Source organism: Dyadobacter subterraneus (assembly GCF_015221875.1).
Classification (GTDB): domain Bacteria; phylum Bacteroidota; class Bacteroidia; order Cytophagales; family Spirosomataceae; genus Dyadobacter; species Dyadobacter subterraneus.
The window spans coordinates 5,144,356-5,158,763 of sequence record NZ_JACYGY010000001.1 but is presented as its reverse complement, the minus strand read 5'-3'; the positions used below and the strand labels follow the sequence as shown (position 1 = coordinate 5,158,763).

16 protein-coding genes are annotated in these 14,408 nt (G+C 38.9%); 10 read left to right on the top strand and 6 right to left on the bottom strand.

Features of this window, described 5'->3' with window-relative positions; all coding sequences use genetic code 11:
• The first annotated feature begins 129 nt into the window (after positions 1-129).
• From IEE83_RS21635 to IEE83_RS21590, 10 genes are all read left to right on the top strand, one after another.
• Complete coding sequence (locus IEE83_RS21635) at positions 130-1,194, top strand: aminotransferase class V-fold PLP-dependent enzyme (protein WP_194122579.1); 1,065 nt, start codon at positions 130-132, stop codon at positions 1,192-1,194.
• Positions 1,195-1,273: 79 nt separating this feature from the next.
• The gene (locus IEE83_RS21630) at positions 1,274-1,975 is read left to right on the top strand and encodes an NUDIX hydrolase (RefSeq protein WP_194122578.1); all 702 of its coding nucleotides are present in this window, start codon (positions 1,274-1,276) and stop codon (positions 1,973-1,975) included.
• Between the two features lie 93 nt (positions 1,976-2,068).
• Entirely contained in the window at positions 2,069-2,638 is a 570-nt protein-coding gene (locus IEE83_RS21625) for a MarC family protein (protein WP_194122577.1), read from the top strand.
• A gap of 62 nt (positions 2,639-2,700) precedes the next feature.
• A complete protein-coding gene (locus IEE83_RS21620; protein ID WP_194122576.1) occupies positions 2,701-3,168 on the top strand; it encodes a pyrophosphohydrolase domain-containing protein in 468 nt (155 codons plus the stop codon).
• A 41-nt stretch (positions 3,169-3,209) separates the two neighbouring features.
• Complete coding sequence (gene pepT / locus IEE83_RS21615; protein WP_194122575.1) at positions 3,210-4,445, top strand: peptidase T; 1,236 nt, start codon at positions 3,210-3,212, stop codon at positions 4,443-4,445.
• A gap of 10 nt (positions 4,446-4,455) precedes the next feature.
• Complete coding sequence (locus tag IEE83_RS21610) at positions 4,456-5,094, top strand: ribonuclease H1 domain-containing protein (RefSeq protein ID WP_170982751.1); 639 nt, start codon at positions 4,456-4,458, stop codon at positions 5,092-5,094.
• A gap of 8 nt (positions 5,095-5,102) precedes the next feature.
• The gene (locus IEE83_RS21605) at positions 5,103-5,825 is read left to right on the top strand and encodes a tRNA1(Val) (adenine(37)-N6)-methyltransferase (RefSeq protein ID WP_194122574.1); all 723 of its coding nucleotides are present in this window, start codon (positions 5,103-5,105) and stop codon (positions 5,823-5,825) included.
• 63 nt (positions 5,826-5,888) lie between these two features.
• Positions 5,889-6,863 (top strand): glycosyltransferase family 2 protein, encoded by a 975-nt coding sequence (locus IEE83_RS21600; protein ID WP_194122573.1) that lies wholly within the window; start codon positions 5,889-5,891, stop codon positions 6,861-6,863.
• A gap of 47 nt (positions 6,864-6,910) precedes the next feature.
• Positions 6,911-7,522, top strand: coding sequence for an inorganic pyrophosphatase (locus IEE83_RS21595; RefSeq protein WP_194122572.1), 612 nt, complete (start codon positions 6,911-6,913; stop codon positions 7,520-7,522).
• A gap of 230 nt (positions 7,523-7,752) precedes the next feature.
• The gene (locus IEE83_RS21590; protein WP_194122571.1) at positions 7,753-9,348 is read left to right on the top strand and encodes a peptide chain release factor 3; all 1,596 of its coding nucleotides are present in this window, start codon (positions 7,753-7,755) and stop codon (positions 9,346-9,348) included.
• A 79-nt stretch (positions 9,349-9,427) separates the two neighbouring features.
• On the opposite strand, the gene IEE83_RS21585 is transcribed toward IEE83_RS21590, so the two are convergent.
• The 6 genes from IEE83_RS21585 to IEE83_RS21560 all read right to left on the bottom strand — a co-directional run bounded on the left by IEE83_RS21585 (position 9,428) and on the right by IEE83_RS21560 (position 14,294).
• Positions 9,428-9,625: a T9SS type A sorting domain-containing protein gene (locus IEE83_RS21585; protein WP_194122570.1), complete on the bottom strand. Its 198-nt coding sequence runs from the start codon at positions 9,623-9,625 to the stop codon at positions 9,428-9,430.
• Positions 9,603-11,765, bottom strand: coding sequence for a CotH kinase family protein (locus IEE83_RS21580; protein WP_194122569.1), 2,163 nt, complete (start codon positions 11,763-11,765; stop codon positions 9,603-9,605). The genes IEE83_RS21585 and IEE83_RS21580 overlap by 23 nt, the downstream gene beginning before the upstream one ends.
• Positions 11,766-12,084: 319 nt before the next feature.
• A complete protein-coding gene (locus IEE83_RS21575; RefSeq protein ID WP_194122568.1) occupies positions 12,085-12,447 on the bottom strand; it encodes a DUF4890 domain-containing protein in 363 nt (120 codons plus the stop codon).
• 70 nt (positions 12,448-12,517) lie between these two features.
• A complete protein-coding gene (locus tag IEE83_RS21570; protein ID WP_194122567.1) occupies positions 12,518-13,261 on the bottom strand; it encodes a DUF3307 domain-containing protein in 744 nt (247 codons plus the stop codon).
• Between the two features lies 1 nt (position 13,262).
• Entirely contained in the window at positions 13,263-13,862 is a 600-nt protein-coding gene (locus IEE83_RS21565) for a SatD family protein (protein ID WP_228101923.1), read from the bottom strand.
• Positions 13,863-14,006: 144 nt separating this feature from the next.
• The gene (locus tag IEE83_RS21560; RefSeq protein WP_194122565.1) at positions 14,007-14,294 is read right to left on the bottom strand and encodes a hypothetical protein; all 288 of its coding nucleotides are present in this window, start codon (positions 14,292-14,294) and stop codon (positions 14,007-14,009) included.
• Positions 14,295-14,408: the final 114 nt, after the last annotated feature.

The following is a 14,408-nucleotide window of genomic DNA, read 5'->3' as shown; positions in this document are numbered from 1 at the left end:
TATAAGAAGGTTCTTTATCTAAATAAATAGAATTGATTTTTGATCATCTCTGTTTACTACGATGAAGAACCTCCTTTGTTTAAATTGAAGTATGATCAAACAAAGTGTTTGTTTAAAAATATTAAATTCATGATTACCTTTTATCCCGGCCCGTCAAAAGTTTATCCACAAATTGAGCATTATCTATCTGATGCCTATAAAAGTGGAATTTTAAGCGTCAATCATCGCAGTGAGCCTTTTATGAAAATGCTCAAAGAGACGATTGAAATGATGAAACTGAAACTTGAAATCCCGGCGGATTACGAAATCTATTTTTGTTCGTCGGCAACGGAATGCTGGGAAACTATTGCGCAATCGCTGGTTGAAACCAAAAGTCTACATGTTTTCAATGGTGCTTTTGGAGAAAAATGGATGGAATATACCCAGAAGATAAAACCGGCATCAAGCGGTTTATTTTTTGATATAAATGCATTGCCTGAAATCTCGGATATTATTGTAGATAAAGATAGCGATGTGATTTGTTTAACCCATAACGAAACTTCAAACGGCACCGCTTTACCCGATTCATTTTTTGTTGAATTAAGAAAACAGACGGAGAAAGTGATTACCGTTGATGCTACTTCTTCGATGGCTGGCGTTATTTTTCCCTGGGAATCTGCTGATGTCTGGTATGCTTCTGTGCAAAAATGTTTTGGTTTGCCGGCAGGATTGAGCGTGATGGTTGTTTCACCAAAAGCGGTTCAGAAGGCAGAGAAAATTGGCGAACGAGATCATTATAACAGTTTACTTTTTGTTCGTGATAACTTTTTGAAATATCAGACACCTTACACGCCGAATGCGCTGGGCATTTATCTGGCTGGCCGTGTTTTGGAGCAAGTAGAAATACTTTCAGAAATATCGGTTCAAATTAAAGACAGAGCGAAAAGCTGGTATCAGTTTTTAACTGAATCCGGTTTTAATATTCTTGTTGAAAATGAAGAAGTTCGGTCGGATACCGTCATTGCCGTTTCAGGAGAAAAAGAACAAATCGCTGCAATAAAAAAAGCGGCAAAGGAAAATGGTATTATGCTGGGAAACGGATATGGCTCCTGGAAAGAAACCAGTTTCCGGATTGCGAATTTCCCGGCCATTACTTTGGATGAAATCAATCAGCTCAAAGTTTTCCTGAAAAATTATTCCGAAACCGCCGGATGAGTAGTAATACAGATAAATTGTATTTACTAATTAAAATGTCTTTTACTCAATTCTCAGAAACACCATCGTGTTAATAGATATGTTGCATCAATACCAGACACAAACCAAGTGTCTGGTGGCTCTCGATTCCATTATTTTCGGTTTCGACGGGCAGGAATTAAAATTATTACTGGTAAAGCGCGGTATTGAAGATGAGCATCACACCTGGTCTTTGATGGGTGGATGGGTGCAGCCGGAGGAAAGTCTGGAAGAGGCATCAAACCGTATTCTTTTTGAATTGACAAGTCTGACTGACATTTATCTTGAACAGTTGCATACCTTTGGAAATCCAAAACGTGACCCTGTGGAACGCACCGTTTCTGTGGCTTATTTCGCGCTGATCAATGTAGAGGATTACGATAACAAGATCTCGAAAAATTTTGAGGCTCAGTGGTTTTCCATGCAGGAATTACCTCAGTTATTGTTTGATCACAGCGCAATGGTTGAAATGGCGATAGAACATTTACGTTACAAGGCTTCCCAGCACCCGATTGGTTTTGAGTTGCTTCCGGAGAAATTTACAATTCCCCAATTGCAGAAATTATACGAAGCGATTTTTGGAACAGAATTGGACAAAAGGAATTTTAGCAGGAAATTATTATCTACACATTTGCTTGTAAAACTGGAAGAAAAACAAAAAGGGTTTTCAAAAAAAGGCGCTTTCTATTATAAGATCAATGAGGAAAAATATAAAAAACAATTCAATACTTTTTTGAATTTTCTTCCTAATGGCATCGCATAAACCTTATTTATTTCGCCGGGCTTCCGATAAAAGGTTTGTGTAAGCAGTCTGTTTTGTTCAACTTTGCGGCTTAATCCTCGAATTGGTGTCGCAATGTTCAATATCAAAGAAATACTTTCCGTAACGCTGATTCTCTTTTCGGTGATCGATGTGCTGGGTTCCATTCCCATTATCGTTGATTTTCGGAGAAAATTAGGGAAGATCGAATCAGAAAAGGCGACGCTGGCCGCAGGCGCAATCATGATCGCTTTTTTATTTCTGGGTGAAAGGCTGTTAAGTCTTTTTGGTGTGGACGTAGCTTCGTTTGCCGTTGCAGGTGCTATCATTTTATTCCTTTTAGGATTAGAAATGATATTGGGAAGAAATATTTTCAAGCATGATAATATCAGTGTCAGCGCAGCTTCCATCGTTCCGATTGCTTTTCCAATCATTGCCGGAGCGGGTACTATGACCACGCTTCTGGCATTACGTACAACCTATGAGATCAATAATATTTTAGTTGGCGTGCTTCTCAATTTGTTTTTCGTTTATCTCGTTTTAAAATCGTCCTATTGGATTGAAAACAAACTGGGACAGGGTGGAACGGATATTCTTCGCAAGGTTTTCGGGATAATATTGCTGGCCATCGCGATCAAACTTTTCAAAACGAATCTTATATTATAGAATCAGGAAGTTATAGTAGCCGGCTGATTTTTAATTATTTTATATTAAATACAAGTAATACAATGCAACAATTAGATAGTCTTAACCAGGTCGCTGAATTTCATAAAACTTTCAAACATCCAATTCTTGAAACGCCAACAATTCCTTCGGAAGATCGCAGCCGTTTGCGAGTTGCACTTTTGGCTGAGGAGTTGAAAGAGCTGGAAGTTGCGATACTTGAAAAAGATCTTGTAGAAATTGCTGATGCGCTTTGTGATCTTCAATATGTACTTTCGGGTGCAGTTCTTGAATTTGGACTAGGTAATAAGTTCAGAGAATTGTTCGACGAAGTACAGCGTTCAAACATGTCAAAAGCTTGCGTAAGCGTTGAAGAAGCGGAAGCGACAGTTGCGCATTATAACGCAAAAGGTACAGAATGTTATTACAAAGAAGACAATGGTAAATACCTTGTTTACCGTACTGCCGATGATAAAACGCTAAAAAATATCAATTATTCACCGGCAGATCTGTCAGGAATTATTGGTTCATAAGGAATAAAAACAGTCAGTATTCATTCTAATTTTGAGTAAATATGTCTTCCGTTCTAAACCGGTTTCTTAGCTATGTTCAGGTTGATACACAATCTGATCCGCAGTCGACAAGTTTTCCAAGCACGGAAAAACAACGGGATCTGAGTAATCAGCTCGTTGTTGAATTGCAGGAGTTAGGGATTGAAGATGCGCATCTGGATGAGCATGGATACGTTTACGCAACAATTCCTGCCAATTCAAATAAGGAAAATATCCCGGTAATCTGTTTTTGCTCGCACGTTGATACATCTCCGGATGTAACAGGAGCGAACGTAGAGCCAATTGTTCATCAGAAATGGAATGGATCTGATATTATTTTGCCGGATGATAACGAACAGGTAATCCGATTATCCGAGCATCCTGATTTGAAAAACCAGATCGGAAATGATATTGTAACAGCAAGTGGAACGACACTTTTAGGTGCAGATAATAAAGCTGGTGTAGCTGAAATCATGGCTGCGGCTGAAATTTTAGTTACAGATTCCAGAATTAAACATGGCGTGATTAAAATTCTTTTTACACCGGATGAAGAAGTTGGAAGAGGAACTGAAAAAGTTGATTTAAAGAAACTTGCAGCGGATTTTGGCTATACCGTAGATGGAGAAGCCGTTGGAACGATGGAAGATGAAACATTTTCCGCAGATGGTGTAAAAATCACAATTCATGGTGTTAGTACGCATCCTGGATATGCGATCGGAAAACTTGAAAACGCATTGAAAATCGCTGGTGAAATTCTGGCGGCTCTACCAAAAGATTCACTTTCTCCCGAAACGACAGAAGGAAAAGAAGGATTTATTCACCCCGGGCATATTGAAGGAATTCAAGAAAAAGTGGTTATCGATTTTATTGTCCGTGATTTTGACGAAGCCGGTTTGCACGAAAAGGAAGCTTTGCTGAAAAGTATTCTGGATCAGGTGATGACGAATTATCCGAATTCAAAAAGCGAATTTAAGGTAACCGAGCAATACCGCAATATGAAAGAAATCCTTGCGAAATATCCGCAGGTAATCGATAATGCCACGGAAGCAATGAAACGGTCTGGATTAAATCCGATCACGAGAAGTATTCGTGGCGGAACGGATGGATCAAGATTATCATTTATGGGCTTGCCTTGCCCGAATATATTTGCAGGTGAACATGCATTTCACTCACGTCTGGAATGGGTTTCTGTTCAGGATATGGAAAAAGCGGTGGAGGTTATTGTAAACCTGGCCCAGGTTTGGGAGGAAAGAAGTTAGTTTAGCATAAATGGCAAAAAAGACGAAATTTTATGTAGTGTGGCAAGGTAGACAAACAGGTGTGTTTACCGATTGGAAAGAATGTGAAGCGCAAATCAAGGGTTTTGAAGATGCCCGTTATAAATCTTTTGACTCGATACAGGAAGCTGAAACAGCGATTCAGCGGAATTATTGGGAGTATGTTCAGAAAAAAGAAAACGCTGCGAAAGTTGTTGCCAAAATCGCACCGGCCAATATTGGTCAGCCTATAAAAAATGCCATTGCCGTTGATGCAGCCTGGAATACTGCTTCGGGCGATATGGAATATCAGGGAACTTACCTGCAAACAGGTGAACGGATTTTCCTGCAAGGTCCTTTCAAAGATGCGACGAATAATATCGGAGAGTTTCTGGCAATTGTGCATGGATTGGCTTATCTGCAAAAAAATAATAGCGAAATCCCTATTTATTCTGATTCAAGAACGGCGATCAGCTGGATCAAAAAGAAACATGCGAATACAAAATTGCAATTAACACCAAGAAACAAGCCGGTTTTTGAAATGCTTCAAAGAGCAGAGCGTTGGTTGGCAAGTAATACGTATCCGAATAAAATCCTGAAATGGGAAACAGAATACTGGGGTGAAAATCCGGCAGATTTTGGAAGAAAATAAATCATTTCATGGCCAGAAATTCATTTTTTAAATTCAAACAGTTTACGATTAACCAGGACAAGAGTGCAATGAAAGTTTGCACAGATGCCTGTGTTTTTGGTGCCTGGGTGGATATTGAAAATGCTAAGAACATTCTGGATATCGGCGCGGGTACCGGATTGTTATCGTTAATGGTTGCCCAACGTAATAATATCGCGAAAATAAGTGCGGTTGAATTGGATCAAGAAGCATTTATTCAGGCAACCGAAAATGTTAGGGAAAGTCCGTTTTATAATCAGATTTCAGTTGTTAAAACTGCAATTCAAGATTTTTTACCTGATGAAAAATTCGACTGTATCATTACCAATCCACCTTTTTTTCAATCTGATTTAAAATCACCGGATGCCAAAATAAATCTTGCTCATCACGCTGATTCACTTTCTTTTGAAGATTTACTGATAGCTGTGAAGAGGTTATTGCTGCCAAAGGGTGTCTGGAACGTGCTTCTTCCGGTTGACGAAGGGCTTGTTTTTCACGATCTTGCAGAGAAATCGGATTGGATTTTATGTCGTGAGCTAACTTTGTATCATCAGAAAGGAAAGAAACCTTTTAGAAAACTGATGAGTTTTCAACTTAGTGAAATGGCTGATAATATGCCGTTTAGCTCTGATTTATTTATCTACGAAGAGGATGGGAAAACCTATCATCCGGAGTTTGAAAAATTATTGAAAGACTATTATTTACAATTTTGATCAGGAAAAACACGAACTTTGCACCAAAATATGGATGTGAGGTAACATCCTAGTACTTGATTCATGACCAATTCAGCAATTCAGATATCCGTTGTCGTCCCGCTTTTCAATGAAGAAGAGTCTTTGCCAGAGCTTAGCGAGTGGATTGCGCGCGTGATGAATGAAAATAATTTTACTTACGAAGTTCTGTTCATCGACGATGGGAGCAAGGACCGTTCCTGGGATGTTATAGTTGATCTTTCGTTAAAAAATCCAAATATAAAAGGGCACCGGTTTGTTCGTAACTACGGAAAAACGGCTGCGTTACAAACTGGTTTTCAGGCTGCTCATGGTGATGTGATTATCACTATGGATGCGGATTTACAGGATAGTCCGGATGAAATTCCGGAGCTTTACCGCATGATCAAGGAAGATCGTTACGATCTTGTTTCAGGTTGGAAAAAGAAAAGATATGATCCGATCACGAAGACAATTCCTACTAAAATCTTCAATGCTGCTACGCGCGGAATTTCCGGAGTGGAACTGCATGATTTTAATTGCGGACTGAAAGCGTATCGCAAAGAGGTTGTTAAAAATGTTACCATTTATGGGGAAATGCACCGGTATATTCCCGTTATTGCCAAATGGAACGGTTTTGGTAAAATCGGAGAAAAGGTGGTCCAGCATCAGGCGAGGAAATACGGATACACAAAATTTGGCCTCGAAAGGTTTGTTTTTGGCTTTCTGGATTTGCTTTCGATTGCTTTCGTCAATAAATTTGGACGGCGTCCAATGCATTTATTCGGCAGTCTTGGAACGCTTATGTTTTTTCTTGGAAGTCTTATTGCTTTCTGGCTTCTTGGGACGAAAATCTATAAAATTTACATTTCTCACGAGCAATACAGGAATGTAACAGAAAATCCATTGTTTTTTCTAGCCCTGGTAGCAATCATGGTAGGATCACAATTATTTCTGGCCGGATTTCTTGGAGAGCTTTTTGTAAAACAATCTATATCAAAGTCAGGCGATTATCTGATTTCGGAAAAAGCGGGAGAATAAAAAAGAGATTAGATAATTAAATAAGATCATATACCTATTACCTTATAATGAACGCAAACGTACATAAAGCCCATCCCTGGCATGGAATTCCGATGGGAGAGAATGCACCAGAACTTGTCACTGCATTTATTGAAATTGTTCCTACGGATACTGTTAAATACGAAATTGACAAACAAACGGGCTATTTGAAAATTGACCGTCCACAAAAATATTCAAACATCGTTCCTGCTCTTTACGGTTTTATTCCAAAAACTTATTGCGCAGACAAAATCGCTGAACTTGCAAGAGAAAGATCAGGCAGAGACGTTACCGAAGGTGATGGTGATGCATTGGATATTATCGTTTTGTGTGAAAAAATTATTTCTCACGGTGATATCACTTGTCAGGCAAAACCAATCGGTGGAATTCGTTTGATCGATGGTGGCGAAGCAGATGATAAAATCATTGCAGTATTGAAAGGTGACGAAGTTTATGGTGCCTATTCAGATATCAGCGAATTGCCAGCAGGTATCGTTGAGCGTTTGAAACACTATTTCCTTACTTACAAAAACCTTCCTGGCGAAAAAGCACATATCGAAATTACGAATGTTTATGGCCGCGAAGAAGCGTTTGAAGTGATCATGACTTCTGTTGAAGATTACAAAGATTCTTTCTACTGAATACCAGAATTACCCCAGGTAATCATGAAAGTCGGTAATCAGGATAAACATTGAGCTGACTGACAGTGAATAATATAGCCGCTCCGGATACGGGCGGCTATGTTTATTTGTATCTTTGTGCAAAATTTTCAAAAAAGAGAATCTTTCGTGCTTGCTGTCAGGCGTTTTTGCTTATTTCCAAAGTTGAAAAAACAGCCAAAACTGAATGCAGCGGGTTATAAAATAATATAATGAGTAACATAGAGGAAATTAAGAAAAGACGCACATTCGCGATCATCAGTCACCCGGATGCTGGAAAAACAACATTAACTGAGAAATTGCTTCTTTTTGGGGGAGCAATTCAAACGGCTGGTGCGGTAAAATCGAATAAAATCAAGAAAACGGCAACTTCCGATTTCATGGAAATTGAGAAGCAGCGTGGTATTTCGGTGGCAACTTCGGTAATGACTTTTGAATACCGCGATTTGCTGATTAATATTCTGGATACTCCTGGTCACAAGGATTTTGCAGAAGATACTTATCGCACGCTTACGGCTGTGGATAGTGTAATTCTGGTTATCGACTGTGTTAAAGGTGTTGAAGAGCAAACAGAAAGGCTGATGGAAGTTTGCCGGATGCGTAATACACCGGTAATCGTTTTCGTAAATAAGCTGGACAGGGAAGGACAAAATCCTTTCGAATTGCTGGATGAACTGGAAACGAAATTAGGAATCCGTGTACGTCCACTTACCTGGCCGATTAATATGGGAGCTGATTTCAAAGGCGTTTATAGTCTGTTTGAAGAGAAATTGTATTTCTTTAAAATCAACAAAACAAAAATTGAAAGTAACGTTGTAGAAATTGGTCTTGGCGATGATAGGCTGGAAGAACTTCTTGGCTTAAAAGATGCCATTCAGCTAACCGAAGATGTGGAATTGGTGGAAGGCGTTTATGATCAGTTTTCCAACGAAGCATATGCAAAAGGAGAACTTGCACCGGTTTTCTTTGGTAGCGCGATCAATAACTTTGGTATAAAAGAATTGCTGGATACATTCTGTGAAATTTCTCCGCTTCCTCAACCACGTCCGACAGACGTTAGAGAAGTGGAACCGACGGAACCTAAATTCAGCGGTTTTATATTTAAAATTCACGCAAACCTCGATCCTCGCCACCGCGACCGTATTGCGTTTTTGCGGATTTGTTCGGGTAAGTTTGAGAGAAGAACGTTTTATCACCACGTAAGATTAAACAAAGATGTGCGTTTTGCCAGTCCGTTTACTTTCATGGCTTCTGATAAAAGTGTGATGGACGAAGGTTTCCCGGGTGATGTGGTTGGTTTGTATGATACCGGAAACTTCAAAATTGGGGATACATTAACAGAAGGAGAAAATTTTAATTTTGCTGGTATTCCCAGTTTCTCTCCGGAAATTTTCAAAGAGTTGATCAACCTGGATCCAATGAAATCAAAACAATTGGAAAAAGGCATTCAGCAGCTTACCGATGAAGGTGTAGCGCAGTTATTTAATCTTGATCTTGGAAACAGGAAAGTAGTAGGAACGGTTGGAGAACTTCAATTTGATGTAATTCAATATCGTTTGGAACATGAATATGGTGCAAAATGCCGTTGGGTTCCGATGAATATCACACGTGCTTGCTGGCTTACCGCAGATGAAAAATCTGCGATGGACGAATTTATCCGTTTGAAAGGTAACCAGATCGCTTTTGACAAAGACCGTAATCCGGTTTTCTTTGCTGAGTCAGACTGGATGATTCGTATGAACCGCGAAAATAATCCGAAGATACATTTCCATTTTACGTCTGAGTTTAAGACTGAAGTGGCGTTGTAGTTTTTGGTAACAATTATAGTAAAAAGGAGCATAGCCGAATAGGTTTTGCTCCTTTTTTACTGCTAACTAATTTATATCCCTATCTGATTATCTCAATAAATTTTGGAATAATGCCCTGGTCTGATTCTATTTGAAGTACATAACGACCCGTTCCTATTTTTGAGGTATCTATCAATTCATTTTGTCCGGCATTCGTAAATTTTTTCTTTAAAATTATCCTGCCGTTCATGTCAATCAGATTCATCGTAATCTCTTTATTGATAGAAATTTGTTTCATATCGATGTGTCAATACCGTGCTTGCGGGATTTGGATAAAATACTATATCATTGCCATTTTCAACTATAACAGAGATGATCCTGCTGAAAGCAAAACTATTATCCATATCAACCGGGCGAAGACGATAGTAGTTAGTTCCGGAGGCAGGCTCTGTATGGATGAAGCTGTATTTTGTAATGTTACCAGCTTTTACAGTACCAATAGCCGTGAAGTTTTTCCCGTTTCTGCTTAGCTCCACAACGTATTTATCTACATTGATCTCGGCAGTAACTTCCCAATTAAGCACTACATTTTTTGCTTCCGCTGTTCCGGTAAAACTAATAATTGTAACTGGTAATGGATTGAAATTATTAACTCCGGGAGAGCCGTTATCTGCCGAGCTGGCCTGCCAGTTACTTGCGAGGCTATTATCCAGATTTGGCTCTTTGAGTTCCAGGGATTTTCCACCTCCGTCAGCGGAAGTGGGCCAGGGAGCACTGTCAAAATATTCAACAACGTCAATCGTATTACCAAAAGCATCAGATAAAACAAGTTTTTGAGATTTGTTAGACAGATTTCTTGTGTACTGGCCAAATGCACTTTTGGCATAAACCGTATTGAATTTTGCTGAATTACTGGCTAATACCAATATACCACCGGCTGCCAAAGAGGTATTTGCGGGAAATTGGTAGGAAAGCCCCAAACCCGAAAAATAAATTCCGGTTAAGTCAACCGACGAATTGCTCTTGTTTTTTATTTCAATAAATTCCAGATCATTACTTGCATTATCTGCGGTACCCTTCGGATTGTACATAATTTCGTTGATGACAAGTCCGGGAGGTGCAGGAAATGTACAGGTAGAAGACGAGTTAATATTAGCCGTAATCCAGGTGCTTCTGGCCCGTATAAAGGATTTCAAAAATGAAATCTGATTTGGGAAATTATTAATCGTATTCCATTTTTGATTTTCTCTCACTTCACTTTCCGTTAGCAAGGCTGCCAATGAATCAATCCAACTATCTAGCAAATCGATATTAAGTGGTTGTCCCGGCTGGATAAGTTCATTCCAGCGTTTGGCTATATAACAACGGTAATCGGGATTGTTGAAGATCTGCTTGAAAAATTTTGGGCCTTCATTGGTACCATTGTTAAACTGCCATTCTGATATTCCGGATCTGCCATCGACCTCCTTTACCAATCCGAATGCAAAGTTAAAATCCCAAACCGGGCCGGCGCGGAGTTTTCCGCCTCTGTCCTGATGGAAATAAGTACTGTATTGATATGCATCCACACAACTCGATATCTCGTTTATGAGCATATAATCGATAAAAGAAGGAATATCGATAATAGATGGAAACCCATTAACTTTTGAAGCGTTGTTTGCCGAAGATTGTGTTTCTAGGTTTCTGAAAACCGATTCAATATAAGCTTTTTGCTGACTTGTAATTACTGCGGGTTCTGGTGTATCATGTATGAATTCAACAGTTTGTGTATTGCTGCTCATTGTAAAAGCAACCGGGTCGCCACCTGTTGTTTTATCCGCTTTGATAATATATCCGCCGGTAACATTGGGCGAAGCGTTATCAGTTGTCAGCATTTCAGTGATATTCACACGGTTGTCGTCCTGTTTTATTTTTTCCTGCAAAAGATATATTCCGTTATAAGCCCCGTTGAGGACAACTTCGCAGAAAACAGTTCTCGTGGCATACTGGCCAATATTTCGCGACAGGTTATTTGCGATGTAATCGTGCAAAAGCGTAGGGTCAAATGCCAGACCGTTTAATATCCAGTCGTTTTCACTTGGCATGTCAAGTAGGGAAACATTTCGGTTTGAAACGTTATCATCTTTTCTTGTTTCAAAACCATAAGCTTTTTTAGGCGCAGTTTGAGAAAAGGATCCTCTGATTTCGATAGCAATTCGTCCATTATAATTAAGATAGGCAGCATTTGTCTGATCCGAAACATAATTTCGCTGACCCGCGCCTCTGTAAATAATTTTCATTGAGGCACCAATCTTCGGATCGTCTACAATACTTGCACCGCCATCTGTATTAATTAGCACGATGGGCAAATTGCTGTCTGTGAAAGTTTGAGATGCAGCTGATAACGATAATAACAGCAGCAGGCAAAACAGGGAAGTTTTTGCGTAGTTGTTTATCATAAATCTGGAAAAAATTGGTGCTGGGTTAATTTTTATTAAAAATAAGTGTGATAAATACCTGTAAGGAATTTTTATTACGGGTCCAAGAATTGAATAGAAGTTGAGTAGGAGAGTGCTTGCCGAACCGGCTATATTAATAGTTATTGAAGAGGGGCTTCAATAGTAACGTATCATGCAAAAATATACTGTGGCTAAAATTAACTGTAATTTCTAAAATTCTTATAAAAATGGTAGAATTATTATTATGTTTTTTATTTAAAACGCCCCAGGATTTTGATATTCAAAATCCTGGGGCGTTTTATGGGTGAACTTTCTTTACTTAATTTCTCGGCCCTCTGCCAGCACCACCATTTTTCCGACGTTCTTCCATAGCAGTTTTATATTTTTCCTGTTGCTCCGGCGTCAGCACTTTTTGCAATTCTGTGTTGAATGCTTCCATCGATTCTCTCATTTTTGAACGGTCCGTGTCTTGTGAATTTCTCAATTCATCCATTTTCTGAGCGCGGGTCAGGTTTAAAGCATACACTTGTTTTTGCTGATCTGCACTTAGTCCAAGTGTTTCGGTCAAATTTTTGGTTTGATTTTCAGCACGTGCTTCCGGTGTCATTTTAGCCATATCGCGCTGTGCGAAAGCCGTAAAACTTACAAATGCCATTATAATGGCGATAATTCCTCTTTTCATTGGTTTTAAAGTTTTAGATACCAGTCTTAGAGAAGAATAAATGAAGAAGGTTTAACGGGAAAGGAATTATTTAATAAAATAATCTGGCTGCTAACGCGGTACACACTGCGGCAGTGTAACTCATTAATGTGCCCACAAGAATGTATTCAGATTTCTTGCTGATGTAGGTTGGAGGAATTTCACCGGCAACGGCTTTATCATTATATCGCAAGAGTGATTTAGCTGCAATTAAAAATCCAATCGCTGAATATTGACTTAATAAAACGAAAACAAATATTAATAATCTTTCAGACATTCCTATCCAGCGACCAGCGTTCGCGAGGTTATCATCGGCATGAGGCAAAAGCTTGTCAAGTTCATCACGCCATGGTTTCGTTAGCATGCCAACCAAAAATGAAACAGGTGAAAGTACGAGAAATGTTCCGGTTAATATTGCGATGACTTTCTGGTTATAAAACCATTCTTTTAAATGAATAAATTGTACCGGAATAGTGCTTGTCAGGATAATTGCCGTAATAGCAATGGTAAGGAGGTGCGCAATTTGATCACCTATAAACCAGTTTGTTGTTCCGTTTTTGTCAAATTTAAGTTTGACAATGTCGATAAGTCCATGAACCAAACCGATAGCAATTGCAGGGACCGGGTTTTCGAAATGCCCTAGTAAAATATAAGAAGTGATGATCACTACGCCTACATGAGCATACAAATATTTGGAACGAAAGGATTTTTCCCTTTTATCCACAACCCATGCTGTGGGTTGCCAATAAAAATCGGCTAACACATGTGCTAGCAATAGCAGCAAAAATTCAATCATCTTATTTCATTTTGGTGTATAGTGCGAGATGTTGCGGGAATGTACGAAGAAAATGCTCGATTGCCCACCACTTTGTTGAAGTAATGCGTTGACTTACTGCCGGCTGACTGATAGATAGTTGGGCAACAATTTCTGAAATATTCTTATTTTGAATAAGTGCAGCAACAACTTCGCTTTGTGCCGGTGTCCAGTTTTCTATTAAGGTTTCCAGTAAATCCATAATAGCATTCAGCGGTTCCGAATTTTCAGGAAGAGCAATACCAATTCTTGCTTTTTGTTTCCTGATGTTATCAGCTAAATGGCCTGATAATCTGAACGCTTCTCCATCGGAAGTTCCGGGCCGGTCGGTTATTAAGTCTATCGTTCCTATACCAATAGCAATCCGTAAATCACTTTTGGGAGAATATGATTTCATAATAGTCCGGGATAAAACTGCAACTTTTAAAGCATCCGCAGGATTTTCTAATACGCCCTGAAAGCTATCTCCCCGATAAATTTCAGGTGCTAACAACCATTTAAATGAAGCTTTGTTGATGATCACAATTAATTCATCCAGCCATTTTCCAGTTTGTTCTGTTGAAAAATGGGTTGAATTAACCATGTCTGCAGTTATGACCGCTAGATATTTCTTTTTCATATAAGGTAAAAAGCTTATAATACTCAAATATAAGGTTTTTGCCTTATAATCTAGGTATATAAGGTTTTTTACTTATAAATTTAATATATAAGAGTTTTGCCTTATATTTTACAATAAAGATTCAACCAAAAATTCCCATTCTTCTTTCAAAGAACCTTTAAAAACCTCAGCTCCTGCACGTCTGTACCAATATCCCGCATTCCAGGTATCGCCTTCAACTCTGTGTAAATAAGCATGAAGGCGATCAAAAGCTTTTGTGCCTTCCTGACTTTGCGCAATATCGTGAGCAGCTTCCCAATCTTTATTTGCATCATACCAGAGTGCTTGTAAAATCACTGAAATACCTTGTGGCGGTTCGGTTTGTGACAGGCTGGATTTAAATTGATCGTAGGTCATTTCTAGGAATGTAAGTTATTGAGATGCAAAAAAACAAAGCAATATTGAAATTCCAAGTACAGATTGTACAGATACTACATTAAATCGTTGTTAGACCAATATTTAGTGTTTTCA

What these genes read in the sequence shown, in the direction of transcription:
- IEE83_RS21580 (WP_194122569.1), bottom strand. Translation starts at nt 11,765, where the DNA reads ATGATAAACAACTACGCAAAAACTTCCCTGTTTTGCCTGCTGCTGTTA.
- pepT (WP_194122575.1), top strand. Translation starts at nt 3,210, where the DNA reads ATGTCTTCCGTTCTAAACCGGTTTCTTAGCTATGTTCAGGTTGATACA.
- IEE83_RS21610 (WP_170982751.1), top strand. Translation starts at nt 4,456, where the DNA reads ATGGCAAAAAAGACGAAATTTTATGTAGTGTGGCAAGGTAGACAAACA.
- IEE83_RS21600 (WP_194122573.1), top strand. Translation starts at nt 5,889, where the DNA reads ATGACCAATTCAGCAATTCAGATATCCGTTGTCGTCCCGCTTTTCAAT.
- IEE83_RS21605 (WP_194122574.1), top strand. Translation starts at nt 5,103, where the DNA reads ATGGCCAGAAATTCATTTTTTAAATTCAAACAGTTTACGATTAACCAG.
- IEE83_RS21630 (WP_194122578.1), top strand. Translation starts at nt 1,274, where the DNA reads ATGTTGCATCAATACCAGACACAAACCAAGTGTCTGGTGGCTCTCGAT.
- IEE83_RS21625 (WP_194122577.1), top strand. Translation starts at nt 2,069, where the DNA reads ATGTTCAATATCAAAGAAATACTTTCCGTAACGCTGATTCTCTTTTCG.
- IEE83_RS21575 (WP_194122568.1), bottom strand. Translation starts at nt 12,447, where the DNA reads ATGAAAAGAGGAATTATCGCCATTATAATGGCATTTGTAAGTTTTACG.
- IEE83_RS21595 (WP_194122572.1), top strand. Translation starts at nt 6,911, where the DNA reads ATGAACGCAAACGTACATAAAGCCCATCCCTGGCATGGAATTCCGATG.
- IEE83_RS21570 (WP_194122567.1), bottom strand. Translation starts at nt 13,261, where the DNA reads ATGATTGAATTTTTGCTGCTATTGCTAGCACATGTGTTAGCCGATTTT.
- IEE83_RS21620 (WP_194122576.1), top strand. Translation starts at nt 2,701, where the DNA reads ATGCAACAATTAGATAGTCTTAACCAGGTCGCTGAATTTCATAAAACT.
- IEE83_RS21585 (WP_194122570.1), bottom strand. Translation starts at nt 9,625, where the DNA reads ATGAAACAAATTTCTATCAATAAAGAGATTACGATGAATCTGATTGAC.
- IEE83_RS21560 (WP_194122565.1), bottom strand. Translation starts at nt 14,294, where the DNA reads ATGACCTACGATCAATTTAAATCCAGCCTGTCACAAACCGAACCGCCA.
- IEE83_RS21635 (WP_194122579.1), top strand. Translation starts at nt 130, where the DNA reads ATGATTACCTTTTATCCCGGCCCGTCAAAAGTTTATCCACAAATTGAG.
- IEE83_RS21565 (WP_228101923.1), bottom strand. Translation starts at nt 13,862, where the DNA reads ATGGTTAATTCAACCCATTTTTCAACAGAACAAACTGGAAAATGGCTG.
- IEE83_RS21590 (WP_194122571.1), top strand. Translation starts at nt 7,753, where the DNA reads ATGAGTAACATAGAGGAAATTAAGAAAAGACGCACATTCGCGATCATC.